Annotated in this window: 14 protein-coding genes; 10 read left to right on the top strand and 4 right to left on the bottom strand. The window is 70.3% G+C overall.

The annotated features are described in order from the left end of the window. Window positions 1-301: 301 nt before the first annotated feature. The 6 genes from Drose_RS04985 (at window position 302) to Drose_RS04960 (ending at window position 7,700) form a co-directional block, all read left to right on the top strand. The gene (locus tag Drose_RS04985; protein WP_260726991.1) at window positions 302-586 is read left to right on the top strand and encodes a 4a-hydroxytetrahydrobiopterin dehydratase; all 285 of its coding nucleotides are present in this window, start codon (window positions 302-304) and stop codon (window positions 584-586) included. 63 nt (window positions 587-649) lie between these two features. Further along, on the top strand, window positions 650-2,086 hold the full coding sequence (locus Drose_RS04980) for a TldD/PmbA family protein (RefSeq protein ID WP_260726990.1): 1,437 nt from the start codon (window positions 650-652) through the stop codon (window positions 2,084-2,086). Then, window positions 2,083-3,462, top strand: a complete 1,380-nt coding sequence (locus Drose_RS04975) for a TldD/PmbA family protein (protein ID WP_260726989.1) — start codon at window positions 2,083-2,085, stop codon at window positions 3,460-3,462. The genes Drose_RS04980 and Drose_RS04975 overlap by 4 nt, the downstream gene beginning before the upstream one ends. A 503-nt stretch (window positions 3,463-3,965) precedes the next feature. After that, window positions 3,966-4,787, top strand: a complete 822-nt coding sequence (locus Drose_RS04970; protein ID WP_260726988.1) for a hypothetical protein — start codon at window positions 3,966-3,968, stop codon at window positions 4,785-4,787. Between the two features lie 10 nt (window positions 4,788-4,797). Then, a complete protein-coding gene (locus Drose_RS04965) occupies window positions 4,798-6,663 on the top strand; it encodes a fumarate reductase/succinate dehydrogenase flavoprotein subunit (protein ID WP_260726987.1) in 1,866 nt (621 codons plus the stop codon). Beyond that, on the top strand, window positions 6,663-7,700 hold the full coding sequence (locus Drose_RS04960; protein ID WP_260726986.1) for a succinate dehydrogenase/fumarate reductase iron-sulfur subunit: 1,038 nt from the start codon (window positions 6,663-6,665) through the stop codon (window positions 7,698-7,700). Before Drose_RS04965 ends, Drose_RS04960 begins: the two co-directional genes overlap by 1 nt. Window positions 7,701-7,727: 27 nt before the next feature. On the opposite strand, the gene Drose_RS04955 is transcribed toward Drose_RS04960, so the two are convergent. Then, complete coding sequence (locus Drose_RS04955) at window positions 7,728-8,231, bottom strand: DUF1990 family protein (RefSeq protein ID WP_260726985.1); 504 nt, start codon at window positions 8,229-8,231, stop codon at window positions 7,728-7,730. Continuing rightward, on the bottom strand, window positions 8,228-8,626 hold the full coding sequence (locus tag Drose_RS04950) for a (deoxy)nucleoside triphosphate pyrophosphohydrolase (RefSeq protein WP_260729612.1): 399 nt from the start codon (window positions 8,624-8,626) through the stop codon (window positions 8,228-8,230). Before Drose_RS04950 ends, Drose_RS04955 begins: the two co-directional genes overlap by 4 nt. 206 nt (window positions 8,627-8,832) lie before the next feature. Between Drose_RS04950 and Drose_RS04945 the strand changes: the two genes are divergently transcribed. Continuing rightward, a complete protein-coding gene (locus Drose_RS04945) occupies window positions 8,833-9,144 on the top strand; it encodes a 4a-hydroxytetrahydrobiopterin dehydratase (RefSeq protein ID WP_260726984.1) in 312 nt (103 codons plus the stop codon). Between the two features lie 164 nt (window positions 9,145-9,308). Here the strand turns inward: Drose_RS04945 and ychF are convergent, their stop codons facing one another. Further along, the gene (gene ychF / locus Drose_RS04940) at window positions 9,309-10,382 is read right to left on the bottom strand and encodes a redox-regulated ATPase YchF (protein WP_260726983.1); all 1,074 of its coding nucleotides are present in this window, start codon (window positions 10,380-10,382) and stop codon (window positions 9,309-9,311) included. A gap of 230 nt (window positions 10,383-10,612) precedes the next feature. On the opposite strand from ychF, the gene Drose_RS04935 reads away from it, so the two are divergent. Then, entirely contained in the window at window positions 10,613-11,422 is an 810-nt protein-coding gene (locus tag Drose_RS04935; RefSeq protein WP_260726982.1) for an aminoglycoside N(3)-acetyltransferase, read from the top strand. A 113-nt stretch (window positions 11,423-11,535) separates the two neighbouring features. Here Drose_RS04935 and Drose_RS04930 read toward each other — a convergent pair whose 3' ends face one another. Then, on the bottom strand, window positions 11,536-12,075 hold the full coding sequence (locus tag Drose_RS04930; RefSeq protein WP_260726981.1) for a hypothetical protein: 540 nt from the start codon (window positions 12,073-12,075) through the stop codon (window positions 11,536-11,538). Window positions 12,076-12,287: 212 nt separating this feature from the next. On the opposite strand from Drose_RS04930, the gene Drose_RS04925 reads away from it, so the two are divergent. Continuing rightward, window positions 12,288-13,679 (top strand): DNA-3-methyladenine glycosylase 2 family protein, encoded by a 1,392-nt coding sequence (locus tag Drose_RS04925; RefSeq protein ID WP_260726980.1) that lies wholly within the window; start codon window positions 12,288-12,290, stop codon window positions 13,677-13,679. Next, entirely contained in the window at window positions 13,676-14,197 is a 522-nt protein-coding gene (locus tag Drose_RS04920) for a methylated-DNA--[protein]-cysteine S-methyltransferase (protein WP_260726979.1), read from the top strand. Before Drose_RS04925 ends, Drose_RS04920 begins: the two co-directional genes overlap by 4 nt. Window positions 14,198-14,209 lie beyond the last annotated feature (12 nt).

Raw genomic sequence — 14,209 nt, 5'->3', positions numbered from 1 at the left:
CCGGAACGCGTGCCGGCCGGCGGACTCGGCGGCGACGCCTCCGAGGCCCGCGCCCGAATTGTCAGCCTGGTCCGGGTTGGCAAGAGGCCGTTGGGTTTGACTTCGCGGCCTTGCATGATCATGGAGTCGTCCGACCCGGAACGCGCCGTCCCGGCGCCAGCGGGGACCGCGAGCGGCAGACACCCGCCCGCACCACTGTGCGTCAGCGTTCCGGAGTGCGACATGGCATGACCGCGCGGGCCTTGCGTGATCACCCCCAGGGCGAGCGGCGGCATGGCCATCCGCACGGTAGCGTGCTCGTATGACTGACGTGCTCGGCAGTGATGAGGTCGCGACCGCGCTGGCTCACCTTGCCGGGTGGTCCGGCGGCACCGACGGGATTGAGCGGTCGGTCACCGCGCCCGCTTTCCTGGACGGGATCCGGCTCGTCGCCGAGGTCGCGCACGTGGCTGAGCAGGCGGATCACCACCCGGACATCGACATCCGCTGGCGGACCGTCACCTTCCGGCTGTCGACGCACTCGGCGGGCGGCGTGACGGACAAGGACATCACCCTCGCCCGGCAGATCAACAACCTTATCGGGTAGCCACCCGACGCACCGAGGGTTGTGTACGCCCAAAATGTCACACCCTCTCGGTACTGTCCAACCATGACCCACTTCGACGTGGCGACCGCGGCGGTCGAGGCTGCACTGGCTGCCGGGGCGCGATATGCCGACGCGCGTGTGATGCACCGGCGTTCCGAGTCGATGACCGCCAGAAACGGGGAGATCGAGGAGCTCAGCCAGGACGAGGACGCCGGCGTCGGTGTGCGCGCGTTGATCGGTTCGAGCTGGGGGTTCTTCGCCGTTCCCGATCTGGGGCGGGATGCCGCCAGACAGGCCGGTGAGCGGGCGACGGCGATCGCGCGGGCTTCCGTGAGAGTGCCGGGGCCGCCGGTCGATCTGGTCGAGATCGAGGCGCGGACGGACTCGTGGGCGAGCGCCTGCGAGGTCGACCCGCTGGGCGTGGCGCTGTCGACGAAGGGCGACCTGCTGACGAGCGCGACGGCGCAGTCGCACAAGGCGGGCGCTGACATCGCCGAAGGGCTCTACCAGATCTGGGACACGCGGAAGTGGTTCGTGTCTTCGCAGGGGCATCGGATCGACCAGCACATCAGAGAGTCGGGCGCGGGCATCTCGGCGACGGTGATCGGCGACGGCGAGACGCAGCGCCGGTCCTATCCGTCGTATCGAGGGCAATACGGCACACGTGGCTGGGAGCTGGTCGACGAGCTGGACCTGCGGGCGCACGCCGCGCGGATCGCCGAAGAGGCGCGGGAGCTGCTCAGCGCGCCGCACTGCCCGGCCGGCGAGACGACGCTGATCCTGGGCAGCGAGCAGATGGCGCTGCAGATCCACGAGTCGGTGGGGCACGCGATCGAGCTGGACCGGATCCTCGGCTGGGAGGCGGCGTTCGCGGGGACGTCATGGCTGGAGCTTCCGAAGCTCAATCAGCTTCGGTACGGGTCAGAGCTCATGAACATCACCATCGACCCGACGATCCCGGGTGCCCTGGGCTCGTTCGGATACGACGACGAGGGGACGCCTGCCGAGCGCCGGTTCGCGGTCCGGGACGGGATCTGGGTCGGCACGCTGGCCGGGCGTGACTCGGCGGCGGTCGCCGGGCTGGACTACGCGGGCAGTGTGCGGGCCGACGGCTGGGCGCGCCTGCCGATGGTGCGGATGACCAACGTCGGGCTGGCTCCCGGGCCGCACACACTCGAAGAGATGATCGCGGCCACCGACGACGGCGTGCTGATGGACATCAACCGGTCCTGGTCGATCGACGACAAGCGGCTCAACTTCCAGTTCGGCTGCGAGATCGGCTGGGAGATCAAGAACGGCAAGCTCGGCCGGATGCTGCGCAACCCGACGTATACCGGCATCGGCCCCCGGTTCTGGGGTTCGATGGACATGTTGTCGTCGGACGTGACGGCGTGGGGCACGCCCAACTGCGGCAAGGGCCAGCCGGGCCAGATCGGGCACACCGGGCACCCGGCCGCGGCGGCCCGGTTCACCAACGTGCGGGTGGGGGTGCGGGGATGAGCGCGACGGTGTCGGAGACCGACCTGGCGCAGCGGGTACTGGAGCTGGTCGACAGCGGTGTCGAGGCCGAGGTCGTGGTCGAGCGCGCGGAGCTGGCGCTGACCCGGTTCGCCAACTCGTACATCCACCAGAACGTGACCGACGAGACCACGACGATCAGGTTGCGGCTCCACGCCGACGGTCGGACCGCGACGACCGCGACGACGGTGCTGGAGGGTCTCGATGATCTGGTCCGGCGAACGCTGGCCTCGATGCGCCAGGCGCCGGCCGACCCGACGTGGCCCGGGTTGACCCCGTCGACGCCGTCGACGTTCGGCGGCAACGTCGATGAGGAAACGGCCACGGCGTCGCCGGACGAGCGGGCGGCCCGGGTTCGTGCGTTCGTCGACCAGGCCGCCGGGATGGATGCGGCCGGCTACTGCCGCACCGCTGCGACGCGGATCGTCTACGCGAACTCGGCGGGCCAGCACGTGAGCGGTGCGAAGACGAGCGCGGCGATGGACGGTATCGCCCGGACCGGGACCTCGGACGGGCTGGCCCGGCTGGCGTCGGTGCGGCTCGCCGACATCGACGGCGCGGTCCTCGGTGCGCGGGCTGCGGCGAAGGCGCGGGCGGGTGCCGACCCGGTGGAACTGCCACCGGGGCGCTACGAGGTGGTGCTGGAGCCGACGGCGGTCGCCGATGTGCTGCAGATGCTGGGGGTGTACGGGTTCAACGCGAAGATGGTGCTCGACCGGCAGTCGTTCCTGGAGCTGGGCAAGGCGCAGTTCGACCGTTCGGTGACGGTGGTCGAGGACGTCACGGCACCCGACTCGACGGCACTGCCGCTCGACATCGAGGGCACGCCACGACGGCGGGTCGTGCTGGTCGACGGCGGGACGTCGAGCGCGGTGGTCCACGACCGGCGGACCGCGGCACGCGCCGGCGGTGGCGCGGAGTCGACGGGGCATGCCATCCCGGGCGGGGCTAGCTTCGGCGCGGTGCCGTCGAGCATGCGGCTGCTGCCGGCCGACGGGCCTGCGCCGACAGAGGTCGACGGGCCGGCCGCCGACTCGAGCGTCTCCGCGCTCGTCGCCGGGGTCGAGCGCGGGTTGCTGGTGACCGACAACCACTACACGCGGGTGCTCGACCCGCGGACGCTGGTGGTGACCGGGCTGACCCGCAACGGCGTCTGGCTCATCGAAAACGGCGTGATCACGACCCCGGTGCGGAACTTCCGGTTCACCCAGTCCTATCCGCAGGCGCTCGCTCCGGGCGCGGTGCTGGGCATCGGCACGCGCGCCGTCGAACTGCCGGGTCCGTGGAGCGAAGCCGGCTTCATCGCGCCCGCGTTGCGGCTCGCGTCGTGGAACTACACCGGGGGCGCCTCCGGCTGACCGCCGGAACGGGGCCCGGGACGGAGGCGCACTGCTCGGCAGGGTGCGCCTCGCGGTGGCCTGCGCCGAAGGCCCCGCGGGGCTCGGCGCGCTGGGCGAGCGGTGGCGGACGCACCCGAACCGGCCCTGACCAGCACCAAAGCACCCGTCACCAGGCCGTCTGCATCCAGTCGGAATGCCTTGCAGCGGCCAGACAGTCGGCGCGGGACACGGACCCGGCAACGGGCGCTGAACCGGCCCGGGCAACAGGCGCGGAGTCATCGCACAAGAGTGCGGAGTCATCGCACAAGAGTTCGGTCCGGCGGTGTGTCCCCTGATGCTGGAGTGAAGTTCTCCACAACGGACGACCGAAAATCCGGAAGGCCTTTCGTCATCGAGCCGACACACGCCAGACTCCCAACGCACGACGCTGCGGTGATCGGGCGTAACGTGTGCACCGACTACAGATCGGTACATCGGAGAACTCTTCCACTAGACCCCAGCCCGTCCAGGGAGCAGTCACCATGACGACCACGCCGGCCAGGCCCCGGTCAGCCTTTGGCGCGGGGCCCCGCGCCGCGATCAGCGCCAAAACGTTGCGGACGGACGGGTGGCGGGCCTCGCCGTTGTCCATCGCGGCCATTCTGCTGTTCTTCATCGTCTACTCGACGATCCGCATTTTCATGGCCAAGTGGTACTTCGTTCAGCCGTATGGCTACCTGACACCGTTGTACTCACCGTGTCTGAGCGACTCCTGCGTTGCTGGGTCGTCACACTTCGGCACGCCGTTCGGGGAGTTCCCCGTCTGGCTCCCGCTCGGTCTGGCCGCGTTCCCGATCGTCGCCGGATTCCGGGTGACCTGCTACTACTACCGCAAGAGCGGCTACCGCTCGCTGTGGATGTCGCCGCAGGCGTGTGCCGTGCAGGAGCCCCACAAGAAGTACAGCGGTGAGACCCGCTTCCCGCTCATCTTTATGAACTCGCACCGGTACTTCTTCTACTTGGCCGCGGCCATCCTGCTGATCAACATCTGGGACGCCCTGCACGCGTTCAAGGGCGCCGACGGCGGGTTCGGCATCGGCCTGGGCTCGCTGATCATCGTGGTCAACGTGATCGCGCTCGCCGGCTACACGGCATCCTGCCACGCGTGCCGTCACGTCATGGGCGGGCGCCTCAAGCACTTCTCGAAGCACCCGGTGCGGTACCACCTGTGGACGCTGATCTCGAAGCTGAACACCCGCCACGGCACGTTCGCGATGACCTCGCTGTTCACGGTCATCCTGACCGACGCTTACATCATGGCCGTGTCGGCCGGCTTGTTCACCGACCTCCGCATTTTCAACTAGGAAGCCCCCGATGACGAACATCGAACGACACACCTACGACGTCGTGGTGATCGGCGCCGGCGGCGCCGGCCTGCGGGCCGCGATCGAGGCAAGGCTCGCGGGCAAGAAGACCGCCATCATCTCCAAGTCGCTGTTCGGCAAGGCGCACACCGTCATGGCCGAGGGCGGCGCCGCCGCGGCGATGGGCAACGTCAACGCCAACGACAACTGGCAGGTCCACTTCCGCGACACCATGCGCGGCGGCAAGTTCCTCAACAACTTCCGCATGGCCGAGCTGCACGCCAAGGAGGCCCCGGACCGCATCTGGGAGCTGGAGACCTACGGCGCGCTGTTCGACCGCACCAAGGACGGCAAGATCAGCCAGCGGAACTTCGGCGGCCACGAGTACCCTCGCCTCGCGCACGTCGGCGACCGCACCGGCCTGGAGCTGATCCGCACGCTGCAGCAGAAGATCGTCTCGCTGCAGCAGGAGGACTTCGCCGAGCACGGCGACTACGAGGCCCGCATCCGGGTCTTCCAGGAGTGCACGATCACCGAGCTGTTCGTCGAGAACGACGCGATCTCGGGTGCGTTCGGGTACTACCGCGAGACCGGCGAGTTCGTGCTCTTCGAGACGTCGGCGATCGTCCTGGCGACCGGTGGTGTCGGCAAGTCGTACAAGGTGACCTCGAACTCCTGGGAGTACACCGGCGACGGCCACGCGCTGGCCCTGCGCGCCGGTGCGACGCTCATCAACATGGAGTTCCTCCAGTTCCATCCGACCGGCATGGTCTGGCCGCCGTCCGTCAAGGGCATCCTCGTGACCGAGTCGGTGCGTGGTGACGGTGGCGTGCTGCGCAACACCGACGGCAAGCGGTTCATGTTCAGGTACGTCCCCGACGTCTTCCGCAAGCAGTACGCGGAAACCGAGGAGGAGGCGGACCGCTGGTACTCCGACCCGGACAACAACCGGCGCCCGCCGGAGCTGCTGCCCCGTGACGAGGTTGCCCGCGCGATCAACAGCGAGGTCAAGGCCGGCCGGGGCACCCAGGCGGGCGGCGTGCTCCTGGACATCGCGAGCCGTCTGCCGGCCGAGCAGGTCCGCAAGCGGCTGCCCTCGATGTACCACCAGTTCAAGGAGCTGGCGGACGTCGACATCACGAAGCAGCCGATGGAGGTCGGGCCGACCTGCCACTACGTGATGGGTGGCGTCGAGGTCGACGCCGACTCCACGGCGGCGGCGGTCTCGGGCCTGTTCGCGGCCGGCGAGGTGTCCGGCGGTATGCACGGCTCCAACCGGCTCGGCGGCAACTCGCTGTCCGACCTGCTGGTGTTCGGCAAGCGGGCGGGCGAGTTCGCGGCGAACTACGCGACCGAGACGGGCCGGCGCAGGCCGAGCGCGGCGGCGGTCGACGCGGCGGTGGAGACGGCGCTGGCGCCGCTCACGCGGGGTGAGGGCGGCGAGAACCCGTACACCCTCCACCACGAGCTGCAGGAGATCATGGGCACGCTCGTCGGCATCATCCGCCGCGAGGGCGAGCTGCAGGAGTCGATCGGCCGGCTCGCGGAGCTGAAGGAGCGGGTCAAGAAGGTCGGCGTCGGCGGCGGCCGCAAGTACAACCCGGGCTGGCACCTCGCACTCGACCTGCGCAACATGCTCGTCGTCTCCGAGTGCACCGCGAAGGCCGCGCTGGAGCGCACCGAGTCGCGGGGCGGACACACCCGCGAGGACCACCCGAAGATGGACCCGAACTGGCGTCGGGTCAACCTGGTCTGCTCGCTCGACGGCGAGGACGTCCGGCTGGAGCGCAAGCCCTTGCCGGTGATGCGCCCCGAGCTCCAGGGTCTGTTCGAGCGGAGCGAACTGGCCAAGTACATGACCGACGAGGAGCTGTGATGGGCACCAAGCGCCACTTCCGTGTCTGGCGCGGCGACGACACGGGCGGATCGCTGCAGGATTTCCAGGTGGAGGTCAACGACGGCGAGGTCGTGCTCGACGTCATCCACCGGCTGCAGGCCACCCAGACGCCCGACTTGGCCGTACGCTGGAACTGCAAGGCGGGCAAGTGCGGCTCGTGCTCGATGGAGATCAACGGCAAGCCACGGCTGGGCTGCATGACGCGGATGTCGACGTTCGCCGACAACGAGACGGTCACGGTGACCCCGCTGCGGACCTTCCCGGTGATCCGTGACCTGGTCACGAACGTGAACTTCAACTACCAGAAGGCGCGCGAGCTGCCCGCCTTCGCGCCCCCGAAGGACCTGGAGCCCGGTGAGTACCGGATGCAGCAGGTCGACGTGGAGCGCTCGCAGGAGTTCCGCAAGTGCATCGAGTGCTACCTGTGCCAGAACGTGTGCCACGTGATCCGCGACCACGAGGAGAACAAGCAGGCCTTCTCCGGCCCGCGGTTCTTCATCCGGGCCGCCGAGCTCGACATGCACCCGCTCGACGCGCGCACCGACCGCAAGGAGATGGCACAGGCGGAGCAGGGCCTCGGCTACTGCAACATCACCAAGTGCTGCACCGAAGTGTGTCCGGAGCACATCAAAATCACCGACAATGCGATCATCCCCATGAAGGAACGTGTTGTCGATCGGAGGTACGACCCCGTGACCTGGCTTGGGCGCAAGATCTTCCGCCGTGACCAGCTCGACGACCCCACCGCCGGCCGTCCCGCGGCGACCGGGACCAGCGTGGCGACCCGGTCCGGGGACCTGGCGACCGCGGACACGAGCATGGGCTGGCACCAGGAGGGCCCGCTGCCGCAGGCCGCTCCCGTGGGCCCCGACGGCAAGCTGACGGTCGCCGAGCTCTACCTCGACCGTGCCGCGGCAGCCTCGCCGTTCGGTGACGACCAGGAGTTCCCGTTGCCGCCGGAGAAGCTGCGCTACCAGCACCCGTCGGCTCCCGACGGGGACGCGCACGGGCACTGACACAGTCCGATCCGAGGGCCTCTGCCGCTACGGCAGAGGCCCTCGCCGCATCGCGGCGGCATAGCGGTCCGTGACCTTCGACTGGACGAGTTTGGCGACAGGGTTGCCGAGCTTCACCCACCACTTCGCCGGTCGGCTGAACGCCCGGATGTCGAACCACACGTCGCCGGCCCCGTCCGTCGACAGCAGGAACGACTCCTCGCCGGTCTCCACGTGCCCCGGCAGCGTGCCGAACCCGAACCCGTAACGGTCCGGCTCGTCGACCAGCCACACGATGAGGCACGGCACCCACAGGCGCAGCGGTCCGATCCCGATGCCGGTCGCGAACTCCACCCCGGGCCCGGCGGTCTCGGCGTCGGTGCGCACGCGCAGTCCGGCGCCGCGCTGCGGTTGCCAATGCGCCAGGCCCACCTTCGCGGCCGCGAAGACCTCCGGCCCCGACCCGAGCCGCACCCGGCGCGTCACGTGCAGGTAGCCGGGTGGCATCGGCCCTTCGCGGGTCGCGCCGACCTCGGAATAGGTCACGGTCACGCGGACGACGGTAGCAACGGCCCCAGCGCCGCCACGATGGGCGCGTCGGCGGGCAGCCACGGCACACTGTCCAACTCGTCGTGAGAGAGCCACCGCAGGTCACTGTGCTCCAGCGGTACCGGCTGAGCCCCGTTGACGAGCGTCGCGAGGTACACCCGCAGGATCGCGCCGCCGTTCAGCATCGAGATGTCGGCACCGACACGCCGGCCGACCTTGACCTCGACCCCGAGCTCTTCCTGACACTCACGGACCAGGGCCTGCTCCTCGGTTTCGCCAGGGTCCACCTTGCCACCCGGAAACTCCCATTTTCCGGCCATTTCGGGCGGCTGGGCGCGCTCGCAGGCCAACACGCGGCCGTCGGAGACGATCGCGGCGCCGACGATGATCCTTGGCATCAGCCGTTCGGTCTGCACGGGCAACCAGGGTGCCAGATCGAAATGAAGTTTCGGTGTCGGGCTCTGCCCTGTTGTTCACCAGACGAGGGAAATGTGGCCGTGGACAGATCCACCGGCTGCTCGGCAGACTTGCGTACACCTTTGATGACGGGCAGGCTTCGAAACGGCCACAAGCTGGCAACGATGCCGAGGGAGGGTAGGTCGACATGCGGGCCCGGTGGAGCGACGATCACCGCGACTATCTCAGTGATGCACTGGCGTTGCTGCAAGGCTGGACACACGACGGCGGCGAGATCCGCCGGACACTCCATCTCGACGACTCCCAACACGCGGCACTGACAGAGCGAATGAAGGTGGTCGCGGACGCCCTGCAGGTGCGTCCCGATGTGCGCCGCCTGGACGGCCGCACCCAGATCCGCCTCCACATCCCCGGCACCGCGGACTTGTCCCCGGGCGAGGTGACGCTGGCCGCCCGCATCGAGGACATGTACAAAACCATCATCGCGGGTGCCGCCTGATCCCGGCCAGGATGTTCCACCCGCTTCCTTGGGCAGCGGCAGCGACGTGCGAGAAGGACCGAATCCGGCCTGCCTGCCACAAACCTGGCGAACTGCGACCGAGCGCCCGACACCGCTTCCCAGCCGGGCGGTGGCTCGACCGGGACACGGCATCGACGGACCTCTCAGACGTTGAAGCGAAACTCGACCACGTCGCCGTCCTGCATGACGTAGTCCTTGCCCTCGATGCGGACCTTGCCGGCGGCCTTCGCGGCGGCCTGCGAGCCGGCCGCCATGAGCTCTTCGAAGCTGACCACCTCGGCCTTGATGAAGCCGCGCTGGAAGTCGGTGTGGATCACGCCCGCCGCCTCGGGGGCCGTCGCACCGATCGGGATCGTCCACGCCCGCGTCTCCTTCGGGCCGGCCGTCAGGTACGTCTGCAGGCCCAGGGTGCGGAACCCGACCCGGATCAACTGGTGCAGGCCCGGCTCCGGCTGGCCGATCGACGCCAGCAGCTCCAGCGCCTCCTCCTCGTCGAGGTCGGTGAGCTCCGACTCGATCTTGGCGTCGAGGAAGATGGCCTCGGCCGGGGCGACGAGCGAGCGCAGCTCGTCGAGGAACGCCTCGTCGGCCAGGCCGGCCTCGTCGACGTTGAACACGTAGAGGAACGGCTTGGCGGTCAGCAGGTGCAGCTCGCCCAGCTCCGCCGTGTCGAACCTGCCGCCGTAGAGGGTCGTGCCCTCGTTGAGCAGCTCGGCGGCGGCCTTCGCCGCGGCGGCCACCGGCGCCCGGTCCTTGCGGACCTTGGCCTCCTTCTCCAGCCGGGGCAGCGCCTTTTCGATGGTCTGGAGGTCGGCGAGGATCAGCTCGGTGTTGATCGTCTCGATGTCGTCGGACGGCGAGATCTTGCCGTCGACGTGGACCACGTTGGGGTCGGAGAAGGCCCGGACCACCTGGCAGATCGCCGACGCGTCACGGATGTTGGCGAGGAAGGCGTTACCGCGGCCCTGACCCTTCGAGGCGCCCCGCACGAGGCCGGCGATGTCGACGAACGACACGGGCGCCGGGACGATCTTCTGCGAGTCGTACAGCTCGGCGAGCCGCGCCAGGCGGGCGTCCGGCAGGCCGACCACGCCGACGTTGGGCTCGATGGTCGCGAACGGATAGTTCGCGGCGAGCGCGTCACCCTTCGTCAGGGCGTTGAACAGAGTGCTCTTGCCCACGTTGGGCAGGCCGACGATGCCGATGGTGAGTGCCACGACATGTCAGCTTACGCAATGCCCGAACGGCGCTCCCGTGAGCTGCTCCGTCACGCTCCCGGCGGCCGGGCCGGTGGCCGCGTGACGCCCCGCCTCATCGCGCGTCGATCTTGCAGTTGTGGTGCCTGACAAACCGGGCATTCAGGGAGCGTCCCGGCACCACAAGTGCAAGATCGGCAAAGGTGGGGGGCGGCGGGGGGCGGCGGCGTCCCCCAGTATGGTGGCTCGACGTGGAAGCGGACGCGGTTCGACGGGCGGCGTCGCCGGGCACCGTCGGCGGTATCTCCCGGCAGCTCGCCGAGCTCGGGTTGCCGCGGGGCGCGACGGTGATCGTCCACTCCTCGCTGTCGCGGCTCGGCTGGGTCGCCGGCGGCGCGCAGGCCGTGGTGCTCGCGTTGCTCGACGCGCTCGGGCCGGACGGCACGCTCGTCATGCCGACCCACTCGCGCCAGCTCACCGAGCCCGCCGACTGGGGCAACCCGCCCGTGCCCGAGTCGTGGTGGGACGTCATCCGGCGGGAGACGCCGCCGTTCGACCCGCAGGTCACGCCGACGTACTTCATGGGTGCCGTCGTCGAGTGCTTCCGGCGCTTCCCGGGCGTGCTGCGCAGCAACCACCCGACGGTGTCGTTCGCGGCGCTCGGGCCGCTGGCGGAGCGGATCACCGCCGGGCACACGCTCGACGACGGGCTCGGCGAGGGGTCGCCGCTCGCCCGGCTGTACGAGCTGGACGCCTGGGTGCTCCTGCTCGGCGTCGGCCACGACAACAACACCTCGCTGCACCTGGCCGAGTACCGGGCGGAGGTGCCGAAGCGGTACCTGCGCCAGGGTTCGCCCATCACCGTCGACGGCGAGCGGCGCTGGGTCGAATACCGCGAGCTCGCCGACGAGACGTCGCTGTTCGAGCTGATCGCGGCGGACTTCGCGACCATCACCGGCAAGGAACTGGCGGGACCGGTCGGCGCCGGCACCGCCCGGCTCATGCGCCAGCGCGATCTGGTCGACTTCGGCGCGCGCTGGCTGTCGTCACGGGTGCGCTGACGGCTGTCCACCCGCGCCGGGTTCCGCATGTCGCGCAGCCGCTTCCCCGCGGGGTCGCGGCGCCGGCCACGCGGACACGGGGCCGGCGGGCCACTGCCCGCCGGCCCCGGATGTCAGGCCTGAGCCAGCGGGTTGGTGCTCGGGTCCTCGAACGTGACGGTCTCGAACGTGCCGTCGCCGTCCTTGTCGGTCACCGTGACGTCCTTGTCACCGTCGCCGTCGGTGTCCCGCACCACCGAGTCGGCGACCCCGTCGAAGTCGTCGTCACGCACGTCGGTGTCCGCCTTGCCGTCACCGTCGGTGTCGGCGACGACCCGGTCGATCAGCCCGTCGCCGTTGCGGTCCAGGGCCGCGACGTCCGGGGCGCCGTCGCCGTCGGTGTCGATGAACACGGCGTCGAACTCGCCGTCGCTGTTGAGGTCTACGACCGTGGTCTCCAGGCTGCCGTCGCCGTCGGTGTCGACCGCGACCGCCTCGGCGACGCCGTCGCCGTCCTGGTCGTACACGACCGACTCCGCCGCACCGTCACGGTTCTCGTCGACCGCGTAGATGACCGAGCCGTCCGCACCCTCGGAGACGGTGACCTCGGGGTCGCCGTACTCCGTGCCGGCCTGGCCCGCCTCGGCGGTGTCGGCGGTGTCGTAGTCACTCATGGTGCTGTCTCCAAATCAGGGGGTTCCGGCTCGCTGGTGAGAACAACCTAGACAACGGATCACCCCGGGAACTCCCACAAACGTGCCAGCAAAGCGTCCGCTAACGGACATCTCCCGGAGCCGGCCGGCGTCCGGGCGACATCTGAGTGACGCCGACCGTCGTGTCCGAAAACCGCCAGCCGGAGCCGCCGGGGCGGGGCAGGATTGAGCGCGTGGAACTCGACTTCGACACCTGCCGCAAGGCGGCGACCAGCCGTGACGCCCGGTTCGACGGGGTCTTCGTCACGGCCGTCAGGTCGACCGGCATCTATTGCCGCCCGTCCTGCCCCGCCATCACGCCGAAGGCGGAGAACGTCCGGTTCCTGCCCACCGCGGCGGCCGCACAGCGGGAGGGCTTCCGGGCCTGCCTGCGCTGCCGGCCCGACGCGGCACCCGGCTCCCCCGACTGGGACGTCCGTGGCGACGTCGTCGGCCGGGCCATGCGGCTGATCGCCGACGGCGTGGTCGACCGCGACGGGGTGCCGGGGCTCGCCGGCCGGCTCGGGTACACCGAGCGGCACCTGCACCGGATGCTCACCGCCGAGGTCGGCGCCGGGCCGCTGTCGCTCGCCCGGGCCCAGCGGGCGCAGACCGCTCGCGTGCTCATCGAGACCACCCGGCTCGGGCTCGCCGAGATCGCGTTCGCCGCCGGATTCGGCAGCGTCCGGCAGTTCAACGACACGATCCGGGAGATCTACGGCCGCACGCCGTCGGACCTGCGGGCCCGCCGCAGCCTGCCCGAGCACGACGAGGGCGTGGTCTCCGTGCGGCTGCCGTTCCGCGCGCCGCTGCACGCCGAGGCGCTGCTGTCGTTCCTCGAGGTGCGCGCGGTCGTCGGCGTCGACGAGGTCGACGCCGACGGCTACCACCGCGTGCTGCGCCTGCCGCACGGCACCGGGCGGGTGACGCTGCTGCCGAAGGCGGGGCACGTCGCCGCCACGCTCCACCTCGCCGACCTGCGTGACCTCGCGCCGGCCGTGGCCCGCTGCCGGCGGCTGCTCGATCTCGACGCCGACCCGGCGGCCGTCGACGCGGTGCTCGCCGCCGACCCGGCGCTCGCCCCGATCGTCGGAAAGGAAGAGGGCGTACGGGTACCCCGCGCGACCGACGGCTTCGAGATCGCCGTCCGCGCGGTCGTCGGCCAGCAGATCTCCGTGGCCGCGGCCCGGACCGTCCTGCGGAAGCTGGTCGGCGAGGCGTTCCCGACGGCGGAGGAGCTGCTGGCGCTGCCGGACGAGGCGTTCGCCATGCCCGACGCGCGCCGGCGGACGCTGCGCGCCCTCGCCACCGCGGTCGCGGCCGGCGAGCTGGACCTCGACGGCGGTGGCCGGGACGAGACGGTCGAGCGGCTCAAGGCGCTGCCAGGCATCGGGGACTGGACCGCGCAGTACACCGCGATGCGCGCCCTCGGCGACCCCGACGCCTTCCTGCCGACCGACCTGGGTGTGCTGCGCGGTGCCCGCGCCGCCGGACTGCCCGACAAACCACGAGCCCTGTCCGCACACGCCGAGCGCTGGCGCCCCTGGCGCTCGTACGCCGTGATCCGACTCTGGAGACTGCAATGACCAGGTATTACGCCACGACCCGCACGCCGGTCGGCCCGTTCACCACCGTCGTCGACGCCGACGGCGCCGTCCTAGCCAGCGGCTGGACGACCGACGTGGGTGAGCTGACCCGGCTGGCGAAGGTGACCGGGACCGCCGAGCGACGCGACGACGTCGGACCGGCGACGAAGGCCGTGCTGTCCTATCTGGACGGTGACCTGACCGCCGTCGAGGCGGTGCCGGTCCGGCAGCACAGTGGCGGGGAGTTTCTCAACCACGCCTGGGAGGTGCTGCGGGAGGTGCCGGCCGGCGCGCCGGTGACCTACAGCGAGTTCGCGGTCCGGGCCGGGCGCCCGGCGGCGGTCCGCGCGGCCGCCCAGGCGTGCGCACGCAACGCCGCCGCGCTGTTCGTGCCCTGCCACCGGGTGCTGCGCCTGGACGGCACCCTCGGCGGGTTCCGCTGGGGCCTGCCGGTGAAACGCTGGCTGCTGGACTTCGAGGCCGCCGCCCAGCCGGAATATGGCTTGGCGTCGATCTAGTCGCCAAGTAGC

This window comes from Dactylosporangium roseum (assembly GCF_025264685.1).
GTDB lineage: Bacteria > Actinomycetota > Actinomycetes > Mycobacteriales > Micromonosporaceae > Dactylosporangium > Dactylosporangium roseum.
Note: the sequence above shows the minus strand (reverse complement) of the source record. Positions and strands in the feature narration are given on the sequence as shown.

Excerpts from the sequence above, each read along its gene's own strand:
- Drose_RS04945 (WP_260726984.1), top strand. The coding sequence starts at position 8,833 with ATGCGGGCCCGGTGGAGCGACGATCACCGCGACTATCTCAGTGATGCA.
- Drose_RS04950 (WP_260729612.1), bottom strand. The coding sequence starts at position 8,626 with ATGCCAAGGATCATCGTCGGCGCCGCGATCGTCTCCGACGGCCGCGTG.
- Drose_RS04930 (WP_260726981.1), bottom strand. The coding sequence starts at position 12,075 with ATGAGTGACTACGACACCGCCGACACCGCCGAGGCGGGCCAGGCCGGC.
- Drose_RS04960 (WP_260726986.1), top strand. The coding sequence starts at position 6,663 with ATGGGCACCAAGCGCCACTTCCGTGTCTGGCGCGGCGACGACACGGGC.
- Drose_RS04965 (WP_260726987.1), top strand. The coding sequence starts at position 4,798 with ATGACGAACATCGAACGACACACCTACGACGTCGTGGTGATCGGCGCC.
- Drose_RS04975 (WP_260726989.1), top strand. The coding sequence starts at position 2,083 with ATGAGCGCGACGGTGTCGGAGACCGACCTGGCGCAGCGGGTACTGGAG.
- Drose_RS04970 (WP_260726988.1), top strand. The coding sequence starts at position 3,966 with ATGACGACCACGCCGGCCAGGCCCCGGTCAGCCTTTGGCGCGGGGCCC.
- Drose_RS04980 (WP_260726990.1), top strand. The coding sequence starts at position 650 with ATGACCCACTTCGACGTGGCGACCGCGGCGGTCGAGGCTGCACTGGCT.
- Drose_RS04920 (WP_260726979.1), top strand. The coding sequence starts at position 13,676 with ATGACCAGGTATTACGCCACGACCCGCACGCCGGTCGGCCCGTTCACC.
- Drose_RS04985 (WP_260726991.1), top strand. The coding sequence starts at position 302 with ATGACTGACGTGCTCGGCAGTGATGAGGTCGCGACCGCGCTGGCTCAC.